We start from the raw sequence: 16244 nt of genomic DNA, 5'->3' as shown, positions 1-16244 counted from the left end.
TCAAGCCCAGTTTACTGCTTTTCAGACGACCTTTTTTAATGGGGCGGATATTTGGATCCAGATGGATTATCCGGCTATGGCAGGCGGTCTTGGAAGGGGCGTCTGAAACCGGATATCAGGCGTAGTGGCCTGCACCCAAGATGCAGGCTTTGGCTGCACCGGTCGCATGGTGCGGACTGCTGGGCGTTCGGTTTATCCAACAGGCGGCGAGCCAGGCGAACGCGGCGGCTTCGACCCATTGCGGATCGAGATGGAGCGCTGCGGTGCTGTTCAATCCGACAGCGGGGGAGAACAGGTCCGCCAAATCCTGCATCAAAACCGGATTGCGGATGCCGCCGCCGCAGACATAGAGATTGCGCGTGTCGGGGGCGGCTGTGTCGACGGCGGTGTGGATGGTTTGCGCGGTGTAGCGAACCAAGGTTCTTAAAACATCTTCGGGCTTTTCACCGCCTTTCAGACGACCTTGAAGCCAGTTTAAGGAGAAAAGCTCCCTGCCTGTACTTTTGGGATAGGGTCGTCTGAAATAGGGGTGGTCGAGCAGGTTGTCCAGCAAATCAGGCAGGATAGTGCCTTGCGCGGCGCGTTGTCCGTCGCGGTCGTATGACTGCTGCCAGTTGTGCTGCATCCACGCATCCATCAGCATATTACCGGGGCCGGTATCGAAGCCGAAAGCGGCTTGCTGCGGCGGTAAGACGCTGATGTTGGAGATGCCGCCGATATTGAGGACGACGCGGGTTTCCTGCGGATGTTGGAACAGGGCTTGATGGAAGGCGGGAACCAGCGGCGCGCCTTGTCCGCCCGAAGCCAAATCGCGGCTGCGGAAGTCGCCGATGGTAAAAATGCCGGTCAGTTCCGCCAGTAGAGGAAGGTCGGCAAGCTGGATGCTATAACCGTGTTCGGGGGCGTGGCGGACGGTTTGCCCGTGGCAGCCGATGGCGGTAACGGCTTCGGCGGGCAGGTTTTGTTCTGAGAGGAGGGTGTGGACGGTTTGCGCGTAAAGGCGGCTGAGGTTCTGGGATAGGATATTGCTGCGGTGCAATTCGTTGTCGCCGATATTTTGAAGGTTCAGAAGCTCCTGACGGAGGTCGTCTGAATACGGGGTAAAGGCATGAGCCAGCGCGCCCTGCCATTGATTGCACTGCATACGGATAAGCACGGCATCTGCACCGTCCATGCTGGTGCCGGACATGATGCCGATATAAAGTTGGGTATTCATGGGTTGTGGTTCGGATTAGGCCGTAAAAAAACATTTTAACGCGGTTTTGCGATTTGTCAGGTATTTGGCGCGGCGCAGGTAAATAAATGTTTCAAGAAAGATTGCAAAAAGGTTACAATAGTCTGAAACACATCCGCAATTCTTAAGGAAGCTGATCCTATGGCTCAAACTCAGATGAGTGCCAACTTGAAGCTGATTAACGCTGTCTTTGCCGCTATGCTGGTGGGCATGGTCGGCTATTTTATTTACTGGGGCTTGGGCTATACCCATTACAACCATTCTATCTTGTTCATTATCGCGACCATGTTCGGCGTTTTCATGGCGTTTAACGTGGGCGGTAACGATATCGCCAATTCTTTCGGTACCAGCGTCGGCTCCGGTACGCTGACGATTCCCCAAGCCTTGTTGATTGCGGCGGTGTTTGAGGTCAGCGGCGCGGTGATTGCGGGCGGTGAAGTGACCGATACCATACGCAAAGGCATTGTGGATCTGAACGGCATCGACCTTCAGCCCATGCAGTTTGTCTTTATCATGATGTCCGCGCTGCTCGCGGCAGCATTGTGGCTCTTGTTTGCTTCGCGCAAAGGTCTGCCTGTTTCCACCACACATGCCATTATCGGCGGTATCGTCGGTAGCGCGGTGTGTATGGCGGTCATGAACAATATGAATGCGGGCGAGCTGATTCAATGGAGCAAATTGGGCGAAATCGCCTTGTCTTGGGTTTTGTCTCCCGTTTTGGGCGGTACGGTTTCCTATTTATTGTTTTCCAGAGTGAAGAAAAACGTCTTGGATTACAACGCTTGGGCGGAAGGCACGCTCAAGGGCATCAAGCAAGAAAAAAAGGCTTACAAAGAACAGCACCGCCTGTTTTTTGAAGCCTTGAGCGAAAGCGAAAAAGTCGAATACGCCACCAAAATGGCGCACGACGCGCAAATCTACGACGAGCCGGATTTTGATCCCGCCGATCTGAAAAGCGACTACTACCGCGGCCTGTACGATTTGGACAACCGCAAAAACAACGTCGACTCCTATAAAGCCCTTCATTCTTGGGTTCCCTTTATCGCCTCTTTCGGCGGGATGATGATTGCCGCCATGCTGATTTTCAAAGGGTTAAACAACCTTCACTTAGGCATGAGCAATGTCAACAGCTTCCTGACCATCTTCATGATCGGCGCGGCAGTGTGGATGGGTACGTTTGTATTCGCCAAAAGCCTGAAGCGCAAAGATTTAGATAAATCCACCTTTCAAATGTTCTCATGGATGCAGGTATTTACCGCCTGCGGCTTCGCCTTCAGCCACGGCGCAAACGATATTGCCAACGCCATCGGCCCGTTTGCCGCCATCATGGACGCATTGCGCACCAACAGCATTACTTCTCAAAACGCCGTTCCGCCGATTGCCATGCTGACATTCGGTATCTCCTTGATTGTCGGCTTGTGGTTTGTCGGTAAAGAAGTGATTAAGACCGTCGGCAGCAGCTTGGCGGAAATGCACCCCGCTTCGGGCTTTACCGCCGAACTTTCCGCCGCTGCCGTCGTGATGGCCGCCTCCTTTATGGGGCTGCCCGTATCCAGTACCCATATTTTGGTCGGCGCGGTACTCGGTATTGGTTTGGTCAACCGCAACGCCAACTGGAAGCTGATGAAACCCATCGGCTTGGCATGGGTCATTACCCTGCCTGCCGCCGCCATCTTGTCCGTGACCTGCTACTTAATTCTGCAAGCCCTGTTCTAATATCTGATTGCTACACAAAAGGTCGTCTGAAAGCACTGTTTCCGCTTTCAGACGACCTTTTTTATGGCGAAATCAAGATAAAAGAGAGGTAAGATAAGATGCTTGGTTGTGAATGGGTTTGGAACGTAGGACGTTGCCACTTGAGCAGCAAGAAGGATGATGGGACGCAATTTTTAGATATTTTCTTGAAGTTTGTCGGCTCAAACCTTTTTGAAATGTTCCCAAACCGGTTTGCAGTTGTCCGGCAGTTCGGGACACGCGCCGAGGATGCCGCCGCTGAAGTCGTTTAAGCGGTGGAAATCGCTGCCCGCGCTGGCGAGCATACCGAAGCGTTCTGCCAAAAGCGCGTAGTTGAGGCGGTCGTTTTTGCAGCAGTTGCCGCTGTGGACTTCGATGCCTACGCCGCCGAGGTTTTTAAATTCTTCAAACAGATTGCGCTTGGCGGTGGCGGATAAATCGTAGCGCATGGGGTGGGCGATGACTGCCATGCCGCCCGCGCCGTTGACGGCGGAGACGCAGTCTTCCAGCGTCGTCCATTCGTGCCGGACGGCGCAGGATTTGCCGTCGCCCAAGTATTTGGTGAACGCCTGCTGCTTGTTTTTGACGTGTCCCGCTTGGATGAGGAACTCGGCGATGTGGGTGCGGCTGACCATTTCTTTGTTTGCCGCCAGCGCGAGCGCGCCGTCGTATGCGCCGCCGATGCCTTTCTTTTCGAGCTTGGCAGCGATGGCTTCAAGGCGTTTCAGACGACCTTGCCGTACTTGTGCCAACAGGTTTTGCAGGTTTTCGTCCTGTTCGTCGAAATCCAAACCGACAACGTGTATGGTGCGCCCGCGCCAAGTTACGGAGATTTCCACGCCGTTGACGAAACGCAGCCTGAGCTTGTCGGCTTCGGCGCGCGCTTCGGCGATGCCACCGGTGTGGTCGTGGTCGGTCAGCGCCAGCAGCGTGCAGCCGTTTTGATGCGCGAGGCGCACGACTTCGGCGGGGGAGAGCATACCGTCGGAAACGGTGGAATGGCAGTGCAGGTCTATCATGGGGCGTTATGTGTGTGGTGAATGAAGGGTGGGGCGGTCATGTTGAAAACAGAATCTGACAAAGGTCGTCTGAAAATCAGTAGCTCGGATTATTGAATCCGATATTTCAAATTGCGCATATTAAAACTTTGTCGGATACAAGTATCCAACCTACGGCTTTTGAAAAGTAAAAGGTCGTCTGAAAACGCGGTTGCCATCCAGCCGAACCGTTTTCAGACGACCTTTCCGTTCTCTTCGTCGTCCGACCAACCCGCTTCTTTCAATTTCCGCTGTTGCGCGTCGTAGCGGGCTTTTTTCGTCCAATAAACCGTCTGGATGCAGACGTCGCCGCAGTCGCTGCCGCAGCATTCCCACGATTCGGGGCGGACGGGTTCGTCTAAAAGCGGCTCGCCCAAGAGGGCTTCGGCTTTATTCTTCAGGGTCGTATCCATCGGCGATTTCCAAGCGCGCGCCGTCAAACTCGATGACTTCGCCGCCGCGTATTTTGGCGGTTTTGCGGGTTTCGGTTTCGCCGTTGCGCAACACCAGCCCTTCGGCGATAAACGCTTTCGCCTGCCCGCCGCTTTCGGCAAGTCCGGCGAGCTTCAAGAGGTCGCATAAGGCGATGTATTCGTTGTCTTCGAGATAGACGGTGGCTTCCATGAGTTTTCCTGTAATGGGTTCGGATGCGTGAAATTGTAGCATAGGTCGTCTGAAAGCCGTTTCAGACGACCGCGGCTTCTGTATCAGCGTTGCAATTCGCGTTGTAAGGCCCTGCAAGCGGCATCGTTTTCGCCCATGCAGGAACGTTGCAATGCCTCCAGCCGTTCTTGGCGTTTGGCTGCGCGGTCTTCCGCCGTTTGATTGCGCATTTCCTCTTCGGTTTCTTTGGCGTTGCGGCAGGCGTTTTCATAGCCGCCTTTGCAGGCTTTGCGGTAGAGTTCGAGGGCTTTGGGGTAGTTCCATGCCCAAGCCGCTGTATGGGTTTATAGTGGATTAACTTTAAACCAGTACGGCGTTGCCTCGCCTTGTCGTACTATCATGTACTGTCTGCGGCTTCGTCGCCTTGTCCTGATTTAAATTTAATCCACTATAAATAGAGGTTTGCCAATACGTTGCAGCCCTTCATGTTTTTGCCGTCGCAGGCTTTTTTCAGCGGCAGGTAGGCATCGGCGGGGCTTTCCAGATAGTCGCGGGTCCAAATGCCGAGTGTGACGCAACTGTCGAGCTGGTTGCGCGTGCATTGCGTGATCAGGTTTTGATAGGCTTTATCGTCGTAGTCTTCGGCGTATGTTGTCGGCAGCAGTCCGAGCAGAAGGGCGAACAGTAGGGAGGTTTGGGCGGGTTTCATGGTTTCTCAAGAACCTTTGTGCGGATAAGGGTTTGTCGGCGGTTTCGCAGCGTGAAGGCGGGAGCGATATCAACGTTAACTTATTCGGCTTTCCAAACGAGATTTGACTGCTGCCTAATCTGTTGCATCTTTGCAAAAGGTCGTCTGAAAACTTTCAGACGACCTTTGGGTTTTATTTGCAGGTTTTCATATTCAGGTTGCCGTAGCGTCCGACGATGTTGCGGATTTCCTGTGCGTCTTTTTCATCGACCGACATGAAGATAATGGTCATGCGGGAGACGCTGAGGGTGCTGTTGGAAGCGTTGCCTTTGTCGTCTTGTTCGACGATGCGCGCGCCGCCGAAGCCTGCTGCGGACAGGCGCGAGATGAGGACTTGGGCGGAGGAGCGGCTTTTCATGACGCCGAGGCTGATTTCGCCGTTGTAAAGCGTGCCGTTGAAGCCTTTGTTGCCGAGTGCTTCGAGGCGGTTCATGGCTTCGCTGTCGGCGGGCAGCAGGACGCGGAAGGTTTTGGCGGCTTGGTCTTTTGCTGCGCCGCGTTTTTCAACGGTGCGGCTGGCAGCGTGCGGCCAACGGGTCAGCAGGCCTTTGATGCGGTGGTAGTCGTCTTCGTCCAGAGTAACGCTGGCGTTGGACGTGCATTGGTGGGCGGCGGCTGCGTTTTTGGCTGCGGGATTTTCGTTGGTTGCAGTAGTCGGGGTGGTGTTTCCTGCCGCTGCGGCTTTTTCTTTTTCGCGGCGTGCTTTTTCTTCACGTTCTTTTTTTTCTTTTTCGCGGCGCGCCAATTCCTCTTCTTCTTTTTTCTTACGCTCGGCTATGGCTTCTTCGGATTCGGGTTCGGGCAGGTCGGCTTGAGTTTCGTCGGTTTGCAGCCAGTCGGGTTGGGCGTTGTCGGCAGGCGTGGGGGCTTGCTGCGGGCGCAGGGATTCGGGTTGGGCAAGTTCGTGGGCGCCGCCTTCTACGGGCGTGGCGGAGGGGGATTTGGCGTTGTTGAGGCGGTGCGTAATCATGCCGCCAAAGACGATGATGTTGAGTGCCACGAGGGCGGCGAAAAGCCATTTCATGAGTTGTTTTCCTTTTTTTGTGTTCGGGTGCCGTTGTGGTGTGCGGACGATTTTGTGTTGTTATTTTGTGGCGGATCGGCATCAAAACCAACCGGCTGAAGTGCGTTTGGTTTGGAGGTCGTCTGAAAAACGGTATGGGCGTTTCAGACGACTTTTTGAATCGGCGCGACAGCGTTGCTGTTTATTCGGGCAGTGTGTCGGTCTGTTCCTGCTCTTGCGCGACCCAGTTCAATAAGCCGTAAATGACGAGATTATCTACAATTTTTACTGTATTGTCCAAAACAAACTGTTTGGGCAGGGCGTTAACGACTTTGCTTGCGCCGCCGCCGGTGATGATGACGTCGACGGGTTTGCCTTCGCCTGTTTTTTGTTGCAGTCGCCCGTGCATCATGATGACGGCTCCGCAAACGGCATCCATCATGCCGCTGGTGATGGCGTTGGGCGTGGTGGTGGGGAAGGGGTACACTTTGCCGGCGGGGCGGTCGAGGTTGGCGGTTTTGGCGGCGAGGGCTTCTTTCATAAGGTGGAAGCCGGGCATGATGGTGCCGCCGAGATAGTGGTTGTCTTCGGTGAGCGCGTCGGTGGTTACGGCGGTGCCGCAGCTGACAACGACGCAGGCGTTTTGGCTGAAACGGCGGCTGCCCAAGGCGTTGAACCAGCGGTCGGAACCGTGTTCGGCGGGGTTGCGGTAGTGGTTGCGGATGCCGAGTGCCTGCGGCATGGAGGGCAGCCAGCGGACGGGCGCGGTCAGGTGGGCTTCGACGAGGGCTTTTTTGAGATCGCCGCACACGGCGCAGCCGACGATGCGGGTGCGGTCGTCTGAACGTTCTGCCCACTCTTCCCCGAGTTTGCTCAAGTCGCGGTATGGCGCGCGGGTGACTTCGTTGAACACGCCGTTTTCCACCCATGCCCATTTGAGCTGGCTGTTACCGCCGTCGAGCAGGAGCAGGCATTCGGGCGCACGCGGCGTGATGGCGCGGGGCGTGTCGTCGGGGCGCAGGCTGATTTCGCCGCTGACGACGGTTTGTTCGCCTGCCGATGTCATCAGGTGCAACGCGCCTTGCGCATCGACGCTGAGTACGGTGCCTTCGCTTACGGTTTGCCCGTCGCGCAGGAGGAGGACGGGTTTGCCGTGGTCGCGGTGGGCGGTTTGGTATTCGCCGAGGAAGGGGGCGAACCCGTTTTGCGCGTATTGCGTCAGGACGGCATCGAGTTCGCCCAAGAGTTTGTCCAATAGCGTTGAGACGGGGATGCAGTGTGCGGAGGCTGCACCGCGGGCAAGCTGCATATTGTGGAATAAGGCTTGGACGGAGGCGGCGTGTTCAACTTCTTTGGGCAGGACGAAGTTGATGCCGATGCCGATGACGGCGGCGGTTTTGCCCTCATTGCGGACGGTTTCGATCAGGATGCCGCCGAGTTTGTCCCTGCCGGCGACCAAATCGTTCGGCCACTTGATTTGTATGTCCAAACCCGATGCGGCTAAAGCGCGGCGGCAGGCGAGCGCGACGGCGGGGGCGAGCGAACCGAGTTCGTGCTGCGGTTTGTCAAATACCCAGCCAAAGCTGAACATCAGGCATTCGCCTAATCGGTGTGTCCACTTGCGTCCCTGCCGCCCGCGGCCTTTGGTTTGCAGATGCGCGACGCAGAGCGCTTTATGGGCTTGCTCGGGCGAAGTGCGCGCCAGATTCAGGATTTCATCGTTGCTGGACGTGCATTCTTGCTTTAAGGTCGTCTGAAAACCGCGTTCCGCCCCCAAACGCTGCAAGGCTTCTTCGTTAAACAAAGCAAGCGGGCGCACGAGCCGCCATTGCCCGTCGTGTTGGCGCAGCAGTCCGCGGATGTGCGCGGGCATCTGTTGCCAAAAGCCGTTGAGCTGGTGCGGCTTCACGCCCGCGATACGCGCCAGATGGGAAACGTGTTGCGGCAGACCGTCGGCTAGTTCCGCCAAAACCCGACTGTGCGGCAGTTTCAGCGCGGTCATTTTCCGCCCTCGGCTGCGCGGATTTTTTCCAGCGTTTTCGTGGTGGAAGTCTGGTGCAGGAACGGAATGGAAAACACTTTGCCGCCGCGCGCCAGCGTTTCTTGCGCACCGACGATTTTTTCGACCGGCCAGTCGCCGCCCTTAATCAGGATGTCGGGTTTGATTTGCTCGATCAACTCGGCGGGCGTGTCTTCGTCAAACCAAGTGACCAAATCGACGCTTGCCAATGCCGCCGCTACCGCCGCGCGGTTTTCCAGCGAATTGACGGGACGGTCGTCCCCTTTGCCCAAACGGCGCACGGACGCATCCGTGTTCAAAGCCAACACCAACGCAGCCCCTGCCGACCGAGCCTGCGCCAGATAGGTAACATGCCCCCTGTGCAGAATATCGAAACAACCGTTGGTAAATACCAGCGGGCGGGGCAGTTCGTGCAGACGCTGCGCCAATTCTTCAGGCGGGCAGATTTTGCGTTCGAAATCGGGGAGGGACCAGTCAGACATAATCGGGATTCCGTTGGGGATAAACAGACAGGCGGTATGATACCGAAGCGGGCGGAAAAGGTAAATTTGAGGGAAAGAGTAAGGGGTCGTCTGAAAAGGCGGATTTGGACAAAATTGCGACTTTTAGGTAATGAATAGGCTGAGACCTTTGCAAAATTCCCAAAATCCCCTAAATGTCCGTGTGGGAATTTTGCAAAGGTCTCGAACTGTCCGAACCTGTTTTCAGACAGGTATTTTTAATCGAAAACAGCAGGTTGTTTTTCAGTAAGGTATTTCCAATAGCGTTGCGGCATTTGTTGGCGGTGCAACCTGGGATTGCGTCGGGATGGAATATTGCTGCTGTTGAAATAGTCCTGCCAAAGGGCTTGGTAACTGCGTTCGTTTGGGGCATACGATGTTTGGATGCGGTCGGCTTCAAGCCCGTTGATTGCGTGCAGGCCGTTTGGGTCGCTTAAGATGCCGTAATGGCGCTGCATATCGAATATCGCCCATTGCTGTTGCGGATAACGGTTGCGGAAATGGCGTGTAATCAAAGGCAACACGTCGTATTGAGGTTCGATACGCGCGAGATACAGACCGTCTGACAGCTCTTCAAAACGGACAAACGCTTCCATCCGGTGTTTTTCATGTCCGACGGTTTTCACCCATTGCGCCCATTGCATCACATCGTAAAGACCGTAATCGCAGAGCACGTCTTTGCGTATCGGGCGGGCGAGCATCAGGCTGACAATGCGCAGAAAAGTGTCGGGCATCTCAGGCAGGGCGATTAAAAAACCATACAGCAGTTTGACCATACCGCTGCACCCGATTTGCTGTTCGAGCCGTTTGAAAACGCGCTGGGCGCGGTCGGGGGAGGTGGTAACGGTTTCGCTGCGGCTGAATAAATCCGTATCCTGCGCATCATGGGTAATATGCACGTTTTCAGGAGCGTATTTGCAGGCGTAAACATGAAACACGGTGCTTAACAGGCCGTCGAAGCTGCCGTCGTAGTGCAAAGTGATTTGCATAATGTTGACCTTTTCGTTATCAGCCGAACAAATCGGTTTGCACGGCATCGCTTTGGCTGAATTTGGAGCGTGTGTTTTGTAAAAGCAGACCGCGTAGTTGCGGGCTGTCGATTAGGTCGGCGTAGCGGTTGGGTTCGGGCAGGGTGATGAAATAGCGTGCGCGGTTTAGCGCCACGCCCATTTTTCTCAGTTGTGCCATGGTGATCATGCGGAAGCGACGGGCTTGCACGATTTTGCGGGCGGACTTTACGCCGATGCCGGGCACGCGCAAAATGATTTCAAGCGGCGCGTGTTGTAGCGGTACAGGAAACCATTCGCGGTGGCGCAGCGCCCAAGCGAGCTTGGGATCGAAATCCAAGTCGAGAAAAGGTTGCTGTTCGTCTAAGATTTCATGATCGGAAAAGCCGTAAAAACGCATCAGCCAATCTGCCTGATAGAGCCGGTTTTCCCGCCGCAGCGGCACTTGCGTCGATAAAGGCGGCAGGCGTTTGTCTTCCAATACTGGTACATAGCCCGAGTAATACACGCGTTTGAGACCGTAATGGCGGTAAAACCCGCCGGCAGTGCGGATGATTTGGTGGTCGGTTTCGCCTGCCGCGCCGATAATAAACTGCGTGCTTTGCCCGGCAGGGGCGAACTTGGGCGTGGATTTGATGGTTTTGCGGCTGTCGGCAAAGGAAACGATTTCGTTACGGACAAACGCCATCGGTTGCGTCATATCGCTGTGTTTTTTTTCGGGCGCGAGCAGCTTGAGGCCGGAAACGGTGGGGATTTCCATGTTGACGCTGAGGCGGTCAGCATACAGCCCGGCTTCATGAAGGATTTCGGGCGACGCTTTTGGAATGGTTTTGAGGTGGATGTAGCCGTTAAATCGATGTTCTTCGCGCAGTTTTTTGGCAATCCGTACCAAGCGTTCCATGGTGTAATCGGCGTTTTTGAAGATGCCGGAACTTAAAAACAGCCCTTCGATATAGTTGCGGCGGTAAAAGCTCATGGTCAAATCCACCACTTCATCGACCGTAAACGCCGCGCGCGGGATGTCGTTGCTGCGGCGGGAAGCGCAATAAGCGCAGTCGTAGATGCAGTGGTTGGTCAGCAGGATTTTCAGCAGCGATACACAGCGGCCGTCTTCGGTGAAACTGTGGCAGATGCCCGCGCGCGAAGAGTTGCCCAAGCCTTGCCCGTCGTTGCCGCGCGAACCGCCGCTCGACGAGCAGGAAACATCATATTTGGCGGCATCGGCTAAAATTTCGAGTTTTCGGCTGATTTTTTGATAATCCATAGCTGAACTTTTATTAAGTGTAATAATATTTTTTATTATAATTGTTAGATTTTATTTAGTCAGCTAAATTTTTTCTTAGTCCTTGAGGAGTGATTCAGACAGGTATGATGCCTAGCGGATTTGGATTTGGATTTGAAGTGGAACTTTCCCTAATAGAAAAGACCAGTATGCGATAGCATACGACCGTTTTCTGTAAGAAAGAGTGCTAAAACTACACAAAAAGGTACATAGGGAATCATCCGGCAATATTTCTCCAAACAAACTGATTTCTGTAACGACAATGATCTGGAAATACGCATGGTTCAATATGAGTTGAGCTACTGACCAAGAAAAAACACTTGGCTACGAAACGCCAAGTGTTTTTTTTGTGCATCTGTTCCAACCGCTAGTGCTGTACTTGAAATCCGAATCTAAGGTCGTCTGAAAACGGCTTGGACATAGCCGAGATTTGAAGGCGGTTCAACCTTGTTTCAGGTTTTCAGACGACCTTTCGTTCAGACGGTCAAACGATGGGTTTAATCGTCGTCGTAATCGTAGTAATCATCGTCCCAGTCGCGGTAGTGTTTGCGGTGGTGATGTTTATGTTTGTGTTTTTTGTAGTACGTATCGCGGTAGTACGGATCACCGTAGCCGTAACCGTCGTAGCCGTAGTAGCGGGATTCGCGGTAACGGCGGTCGCGCAAGGCGATATCGTTGTCTTTTTGATTCATTTTTTTGTTGTGGTAGGCATAGGCGTTGCCTGCCAAACCACCTGCCACTGCGCCGATGATTGCGCTTTGTCCGTCGTTGCCCAGAAGACCGCCCAAGGCTGCGCCTGCTGCCGCGCCGGCGAGGGTGGCTTTTTTCTGGTTTGCCGTGCCTCGCGCTTCCGCGTGGATGGCGGGGAGGCTGAGGCTGGCGGCGAGCAATACCGCCATAAGTGGTTTCATGGTCATTGTTTCTTCCTTTCGTGAAACACGGCAGATGCCGGAGTTATTTTCATTATAATCAGCCCTTTGTTTACCTTCGCCCGCCTGTGGAAAATTAGCGTAAACAAATGTTGCTTTTGTGCGGTACGGTTACTCGGCTGATAGATGGAAAGCCTTGTCTGTCTTGGATTTGATGGTAACAAAACGCCCCGAAGCCGGTATGCGGTTTCGGGGCGTTTGGGTTTCAGACGACCTGTGCGGTGTCTGCAACACTTGTTGGAAAAAGCCTATTCTTCAGGCAGCCGCCATACGGACAGAATGAATCCGCCCCAGATGACGACGAGTGCGATAATCATCATGATGATGGCTGAAGTACTCATTCTTTGTCTCCTTGTTCATGTTCGTGTTCGTCTTTGACGTTGAAGTTTTGACCATGTTTCCAAGGCAGAAGCGACAGCAACACGGCGATGACAATCAGACCGATCGACATGCCCCAGCCGAAGATATTGAGGAAATCGCTGGGATATTTCGAGTAGTTTTCTTTAAGCAGGCCGATTGTGTCTTGATACAACATATAGCCGAGCATGGCAACGGTGAAGATGACGCAGGCAGTCCAAATCGCGCCGACGCGGACGGAGGAGAGTGCGTTCAGGTGGTTGCGCAGCTCGGGCAGTTTGCGCAGGGCGATGATGGCCAAAACATAGACGAAGCCGGCGGCGACGATGCCGTAGGTGTTGACGAATTTGTCCAATACGTCCAAAACGGGCAGGCCGGTGGTCGTGCCGAAGAGCAGGGTGGAGATAATGCCCATCGGAATGCAGACGAGCAGGGTGGCGTTGACGCGGCCGATGTTCAATTTGTCCTGAATGGCGGCAACGATGACTTCGACGATGGAAATCATCGAGGTAATGCCTGCGAATACCAGCGAACCGAAGAACAATACGCCGATCAGCGCACCCATCGGAGCTTGGTTGATGATGGTCGGGAAGGCGATGAAAGCCAAACCGATGCCGCTGGAAGCAACTTGACTGACGGCTTGTCCATTGGCTTGTGCTATAAAGCCCAGCGCGGCGAATACGCCGATACCGGCGAGTAATTCAAAGCTGCTGTTGGCAAAGCCGACAACCAAGCCGGTACCGCCCAAGTCGGTTTTTTTCTTCAGATAGGAAGAATAAGTCACCATGATGCCGAAGCAGATGGAGAGCGAGAAGAAAATCTGACCGTATGCGGCAACCCAGACTCTAGGATCGGAAAGTTTCGACCAGTCGGGTGTAAACAGTGCGTCCAAGCCCTTAGCCGCGCCCGGCAGCGTCAGCGAGATGCCGACCATGATGATGAACATAATCAACAGCAGCGGCATGAAAAACGAAGATGCGCCTGCCACGCCTTTTTGTACGCCCAAAGCCATGATGATGCAGGTAAACAGCCATACGCCGATCAGCGGGCCGACGACTTTGCCGACAAAATCCAAGCCCAAAGCTTCAGGACCTGCCATGTTCAAAAAGTCTTTAAAGAAAAACGCCTGAGGATCCGCGCCCCATGCCGCGTTCAGCGAGTAGTAGGCATAGCTTGCCGACCAGCCGATGATGACTGCGTAGTAGATACAGATGATGACGTTGGTCATCACGTTCCACCAGCCCACAGGCTCGAACCAGCGGCCGAGTCGGCGGAAAGCTAGCGGAGCGGAGCCGCGGTAGCGGTGGCCGATGGCGTAGTCGAGCAGCAGCAGCGGGATGCCGGCGGTCAAGAGCGCGACCAGATAGGGGAGAAGAAATGCGCCGCCGCCGTTTTCGAAGGCGATGTAGGGGAAACGCCAAATGTTGCCCAAGCCGACGGCAGAGCCGATGGCGGCAACCATAAACGCGCGGCGGTTGCTAAACGTCGCGCGTTCGTTTGTTTTGGAATCAGACACGTTGATACCTCTTGCTTTGATGTGGTATGAAAACAGCCGTTTGGCGGCTTACGGTTATAGAAATGAGGTCTGACAGGGGTAATGTCGTCTGAAAAAACAATCGGCTTGTGACCTTTTGTTTACAATCTATGGCTGTATCGTAAAAAAATTTAACAGGCTTGGCAAGTGGGGAAAACGGATTTTTAGCTGTATTTCAGGCAGTTTGGTGAAGATGCGGGAGTATGGTCGTCTGAAAATATAGTAGATTAACTTTAAACCAGTACGGCGTTGCCTCGCCTTGCCGTACTATCTGCACTGTCTGCGGCTTCGTCGCCTTGTCCTGATTTAAATTTAATCCACTATAGGATTTAAGGCTTTTCAGACGACCCTTCTTTTGAAGAGGAGCATCCATCGTTCTTGGATGTAAAAAATTAATAACGTTATCAAGTATTTATTTTGTTTAAAAATATATTTTTTAATTTATTTCGATTATAATGATATCGTTTTACATTTGTATTCAGTAGAAAGTAATCTTTTTAACAAGTTGTATTTCCTATAACCCTCTGATTTTCATCAAAAGGAATCTTCATGAAAAGTTTTGGCAGCACTTTGTTTATCCTAGGTCTTTTAGCGTTCGGTTTGAATTATATGAATGCTGTGCCGAAAGTTTTAGCATGGATTTATAACTGGGGAGAAGATACTGCAATGTGGATTAAAGCAGGTGTTACCGGTGGCGGCGCTTTGATTTGGCTGCTGGGTCATTTTGCCGAAAAAGGTGCACAAGAAGAATTGGAAGACGACGAGTAAAGTGAGTGTCAATGCTGCGGTCGTTGTCGATATACAATGATGCGGCGCTTTCAAAACGAATGATAAAAGGTCGTCTGAAACGGGTTTGGCTTAGTTTGCCAAGCTTGTTTCAGACGACCTTTTGGTTTGTCAGCGCACGCTGAATACTGCGGTTTTATTTTTTCATCGCATCAGTCAAGGCTTTGACGTTGTAGCGGTACATGCCGATGTAAGTATTGGCAGGTGCGCCGCCGAGTGCGTCGGAGTAGAGTTTGCCGCTGACGTTGACGCCGGTTTCTTTGGCAATACGGTCAACCATGCGCGTGTCTTTGATGTTTTCGGTGAACACGGCTTTGATGCCTTCGCGTTTGATTTGGCGGATGATGGAAGCCACTTGTTTGGCGGACGGTTCGGCTTCGCTGCTCACACCTTGCGGGGCGATAAACTCGATATTGTAGCGTTTGCCCATGTAGGAGAACGCGTCGTGTCCGGTCAGGACTTTGCGCTTGGCGGCAGGAACGGCGTTAAACGCAGCTTGAGCGTCGCTGTGCAGTTTTTTCAGCTGTACTTGGTAGTTGCCCAAGCGTTGTTGGTAATAGGTTTTGCCTTCGGGGTCTGCCTGAATCAGAGCGTTGGCGACGTTTTGGGCGTAGGTCGTCATCAAAACGGGGTCGGTCCAGACGTGCGGGTCAAATTCGCCGTGGTCGTGGTGGTGGCCTTCGTGGTCGTGATGATGTTCGCCTTCTTCGGCTTTAAGCGCCTGTATGCCTTTGGTTGCTTCGGCAAAGGGGACTTTGCTTTGTTTGACGGCACGCTGCACGTCGGCGGCTTCCAAACCCAAGCCGTTGAGCAGGACTAATTTGGCACTGCGGATTTTTTTGATGTCGCCGCTGGTCATGTGATAGGCGTGGCTGTCTTGGTTGGCACCGACCAAATTTTGTACGGCAACACGGTCGCCGCCGATTTGTTTGGTAACGTCGCCCAAAATGCTGAAGCTGGTGACGACGTTCATCGGGGCTGCGTAAACTGCGCCGGACATTAATGCAGCGATGACGCCGAGTTTCCAATGTTTCATGTTTTTCTCTCTCCAATTGATATAACGTAACATTTTTATTTTAAAACAGTGGGACGGAATCTTCAAGCAGCCTCCGCTTAAGAACGCGCTTTATGCCTTGAAAACGGGAGATTTGGGGAGGAGGGTAGGGGTTTGTTAATTTATTATGAAATTAGGCATAGGATTGTATTTATTGATTTTTAAGATAAAAGGGAGGGAATGGTGGGGAGTTTTGTTGCGTGATGTAGCGGAATTTGGTTGGAGATTATCTTTTTCAAATAAATAAAATCAGAAAGATGCGGGTTTTCCCTTTTTTGAGAGAGTGGGAAACCAAGATTAAATGTGTATATTTTAAATATAATTGAAATATAAATTTTCTTATATGGTGTTTTGTAGAACAAAATAATTAATTATCTTTTTGGGATAAAAATAAGCAGATATGATTGAACAAGATT

The 16244-nt window shown here is 53.0% G+C and carries 17 protein-coding genes and 1 pseudogene; 3 read left to right on the top strand and 15 right to left on the bottom strand.

Annotated features, from left to right (window positions below; genetic code table 11):
* Positions 1-115 precede the first annotated feature (115 nt).
* A complete protein-coding gene (locus tag AAG834_RS01895; RefSeq protein ID WP_342031080.1) occupies positions 116-1216 on the bottom strand; it encodes an anhydro-N-acetylmuramic acid kinase in 1101 nt (366 codons plus the stop codon).
* A gap of 159 nt (positions 1217-1375) precedes the next feature.
* On the opposite strand from AAG834_RS01895, the gene AAG834_RS01890 reads away from it, so the two are divergent.
* A complete protein-coding gene (locus tag AAG834_RS01890) occupies positions 1376-2950 on the top strand; it encodes an inorganic phosphate transporter (protein WP_342031079.1) in 1575 nt (524 codons plus the stop codon).
* A 200-nt stretch (positions 2951-3150) separates the two neighbouring features.
* Here AAG834_RS01890 and AAG834_RS01885 read toward each other — a convergent pair whose 3' ends face one another.
* The 10 genes from AAG834_RS01885 to AAG834_RS01840 form a co-directional block, all read right to left on the bottom strand.
* Positions 3151-3987 (bottom strand): PHP domain-containing protein, encoded by an 837-nt coding sequence (locus AAG834_RS01885; RefSeq protein ID WP_342031078.1) that lies wholly within the window; start codon positions 3985-3987, stop codon positions 3151-3153.
* 212 nt (positions 3988-4199) lie between these two features.
* Positions 4200-4418, bottom strand: a complete 219-nt coding sequence (locus AAG834_RS01880) for a hypothetical protein (protein WP_342031077.1) — start codon at positions 4416-4418, stop codon at positions 4200-4202.
* Complete coding sequence (locus AAG834_RS01875) at positions 4396-4629, bottom strand: RNA-binding S4 domain-containing protein (RefSeq protein ID WP_002221492.1); 234 nt, start codon at positions 4627-4629, stop codon at positions 4396-4398. Before AAG834_RS01875 ends, AAG834_RS01880 begins: the two co-directional genes overlap by 23 nt.
* Positions 4630-4712: 83 nt before the next feature.
* Positions 4713-4838: a hypothetical protein gene (locus AAG834_RS01870; RefSeq protein WP_283118703.1), complete on the bottom strand. Its 126-nt coding sequence runs from the start codon at positions 4836-4838 to the stop codon at positions 4713-4715.
* A gap of 218 nt (positions 4839-5056) precedes the next feature.
* Positions 5057-5317, bottom strand: a complete 261-nt coding sequence (locus AAG834_RS01865) for a hypothetical protein (RefSeq protein ID WP_342031076.1) — start codon at positions 5315-5317, stop codon at positions 5057-5059.
* 172 nt (positions 5318-5489) lie between these two features.
* Positions 5490-6380: a cell division protein gene (locus tag AAG834_RS01860; protein WP_342031075.1), complete on the bottom strand. Its 891-nt coding sequence runs from the start codon at positions 6378-6380 to the stop codon at positions 5490-5492.
* Between the two features lie 181 nt (positions 6381-6561).
* Positions 6562-8361, bottom strand: coding sequence for a bifunctional biotin--[acetyl-CoA-carboxylase] ligase/type III pantothenate kinase (locus tag AAG834_RS01855; protein WP_342031074.1), 1800 nt, complete (start codon positions 8359-8361; stop codon positions 6562-6564).
* Entirely contained in the window at positions 8358-8861 is a 504-nt protein-coding gene (gene rfaE2, locus AAG834_RS01850) for a D-glycero-beta-D-manno-heptose 1-phosphate adenylyltransferase (RefSeq protein ID WP_070514307.1), read from the bottom strand. The genes AAG834_RS01855 and rfaE2 overlap by 4 nt, the downstream gene beginning before the upstream one ends.
* A gap of 236 nt (positions 8862-9097) precedes the next feature.
* Complete coding sequence (locus tag AAG834_RS01845; RefSeq protein WP_070514306.1) at positions 9098-9868, bottom strand: TIGR03915 family putative DNA repair protein; 771 nt, start codon at positions 9866-9868, stop codon at positions 9098-9100.
* A 19-nt stretch (positions 9869-9887) separates the two neighbouring features.
* The gene (locus tag AAG834_RS01840; RefSeq protein ID WP_342031073.1) at positions 9888-11150 is read right to left on the bottom strand and encodes a putative DNA modification/repair radical SAM protein; all 1263 of its coding nucleotides are present in this window, start codon (positions 11148-11150) and stop codon (positions 9888-9890) included.
* Positions 11151-11381: 231 nt separating this feature from the next.
* Here AAG834_RS01840 and AAG834_RS01835 point away from each other — a divergent pair.
* A pseudogene (locus AAG834_RS01835) lies at positions 11382-11574 on the top strand (hypothetical protein); the annotation flags it as partial.
* Between the two features lie 91 nt (positions 11575-11665).
* On the opposite strand, the gene AAG834_RS01830 reads toward AAG834_RS01835, so the two are convergent.
* The 3 genes from AAG834_RS01830 to AAG834_RS01820 all read right to left on the bottom strand — a co-directional run bounded on the left by AAG834_RS01830 (position 11666) and on the right by AAG834_RS01820 (position 13970).
* On the bottom strand, positions 11666-12085 hold the full coding sequence (locus AAG834_RS01830; protein ID WP_003768927.1) for a glycine zipper domain-containing protein: 420 nt from the start codon (positions 12083-12085) through the stop codon (positions 11666-11668).
* 260 nt (positions 12086-12345) lie between these two features.
* The gene (locus tag AAG834_RS01825) at positions 12346-12438 is read right to left on the bottom strand and encodes a methionine/alanine import family NSS transporter small subunit (protein WP_016687493.1); all 93 of its coding nucleotides are present in this window, start codon (positions 12436-12438) and stop codon (positions 12346-12348) included.
* Positions 12435-13970: a sodium-dependent transporter gene (locus AAG834_RS01820; protein ID WP_070496431.1), complete on the bottom strand. Its 1536-nt coding sequence runs from the start codon at positions 13968-13970 to the stop codon at positions 12435-12437. Before AAG834_RS01820 ends, AAG834_RS01825 begins: the two co-directional genes overlap by 4 nt.
* 567 nt (positions 13971-14537) lie before the next feature.
* Here AAG834_RS01820 and AAG834_RS01810 point away from each other — a divergent pair.
* Positions 14538-14756 (top strand): cell division protein, encoded by a 219-nt coding sequence (locus tag AAG834_RS01810; protein ID WP_070496432.1) that lies wholly within the window; start codon positions 14538-14540, stop codon positions 14754-14756.
* A gap of 154 nt (positions 14757-14910) precedes the next feature.
* On the opposite strand, the gene AAG834_RS01805 is transcribed toward AAG834_RS01810, so the two are convergent.
* On the bottom strand, positions 14911-15810 hold the full coding sequence (locus AAG834_RS01805) for a metal ABC transporter solute-binding protein, Zn/Mn family (protein WP_342031072.1): 900 nt from the start codon (positions 15808-15810) through the stop codon (positions 14911-14913).
* Positions 15811-16244 lie beyond the last annotated feature (434 nt).

The organism is Neisseria sp. Marseille-Q2251 (assembly GCF_940793045.1).
In the GTDB taxonomy this organism is placed as follows: Bacteria; Pseudomonadota; Gammaproteobacteria; order Burkholderiales; family Neisseriaceae; genus Neisseria.
Note: the sequence above shows the minus strand (reverse complement) of the source record. Positions and strands in the feature narration are given on the sequence as shown.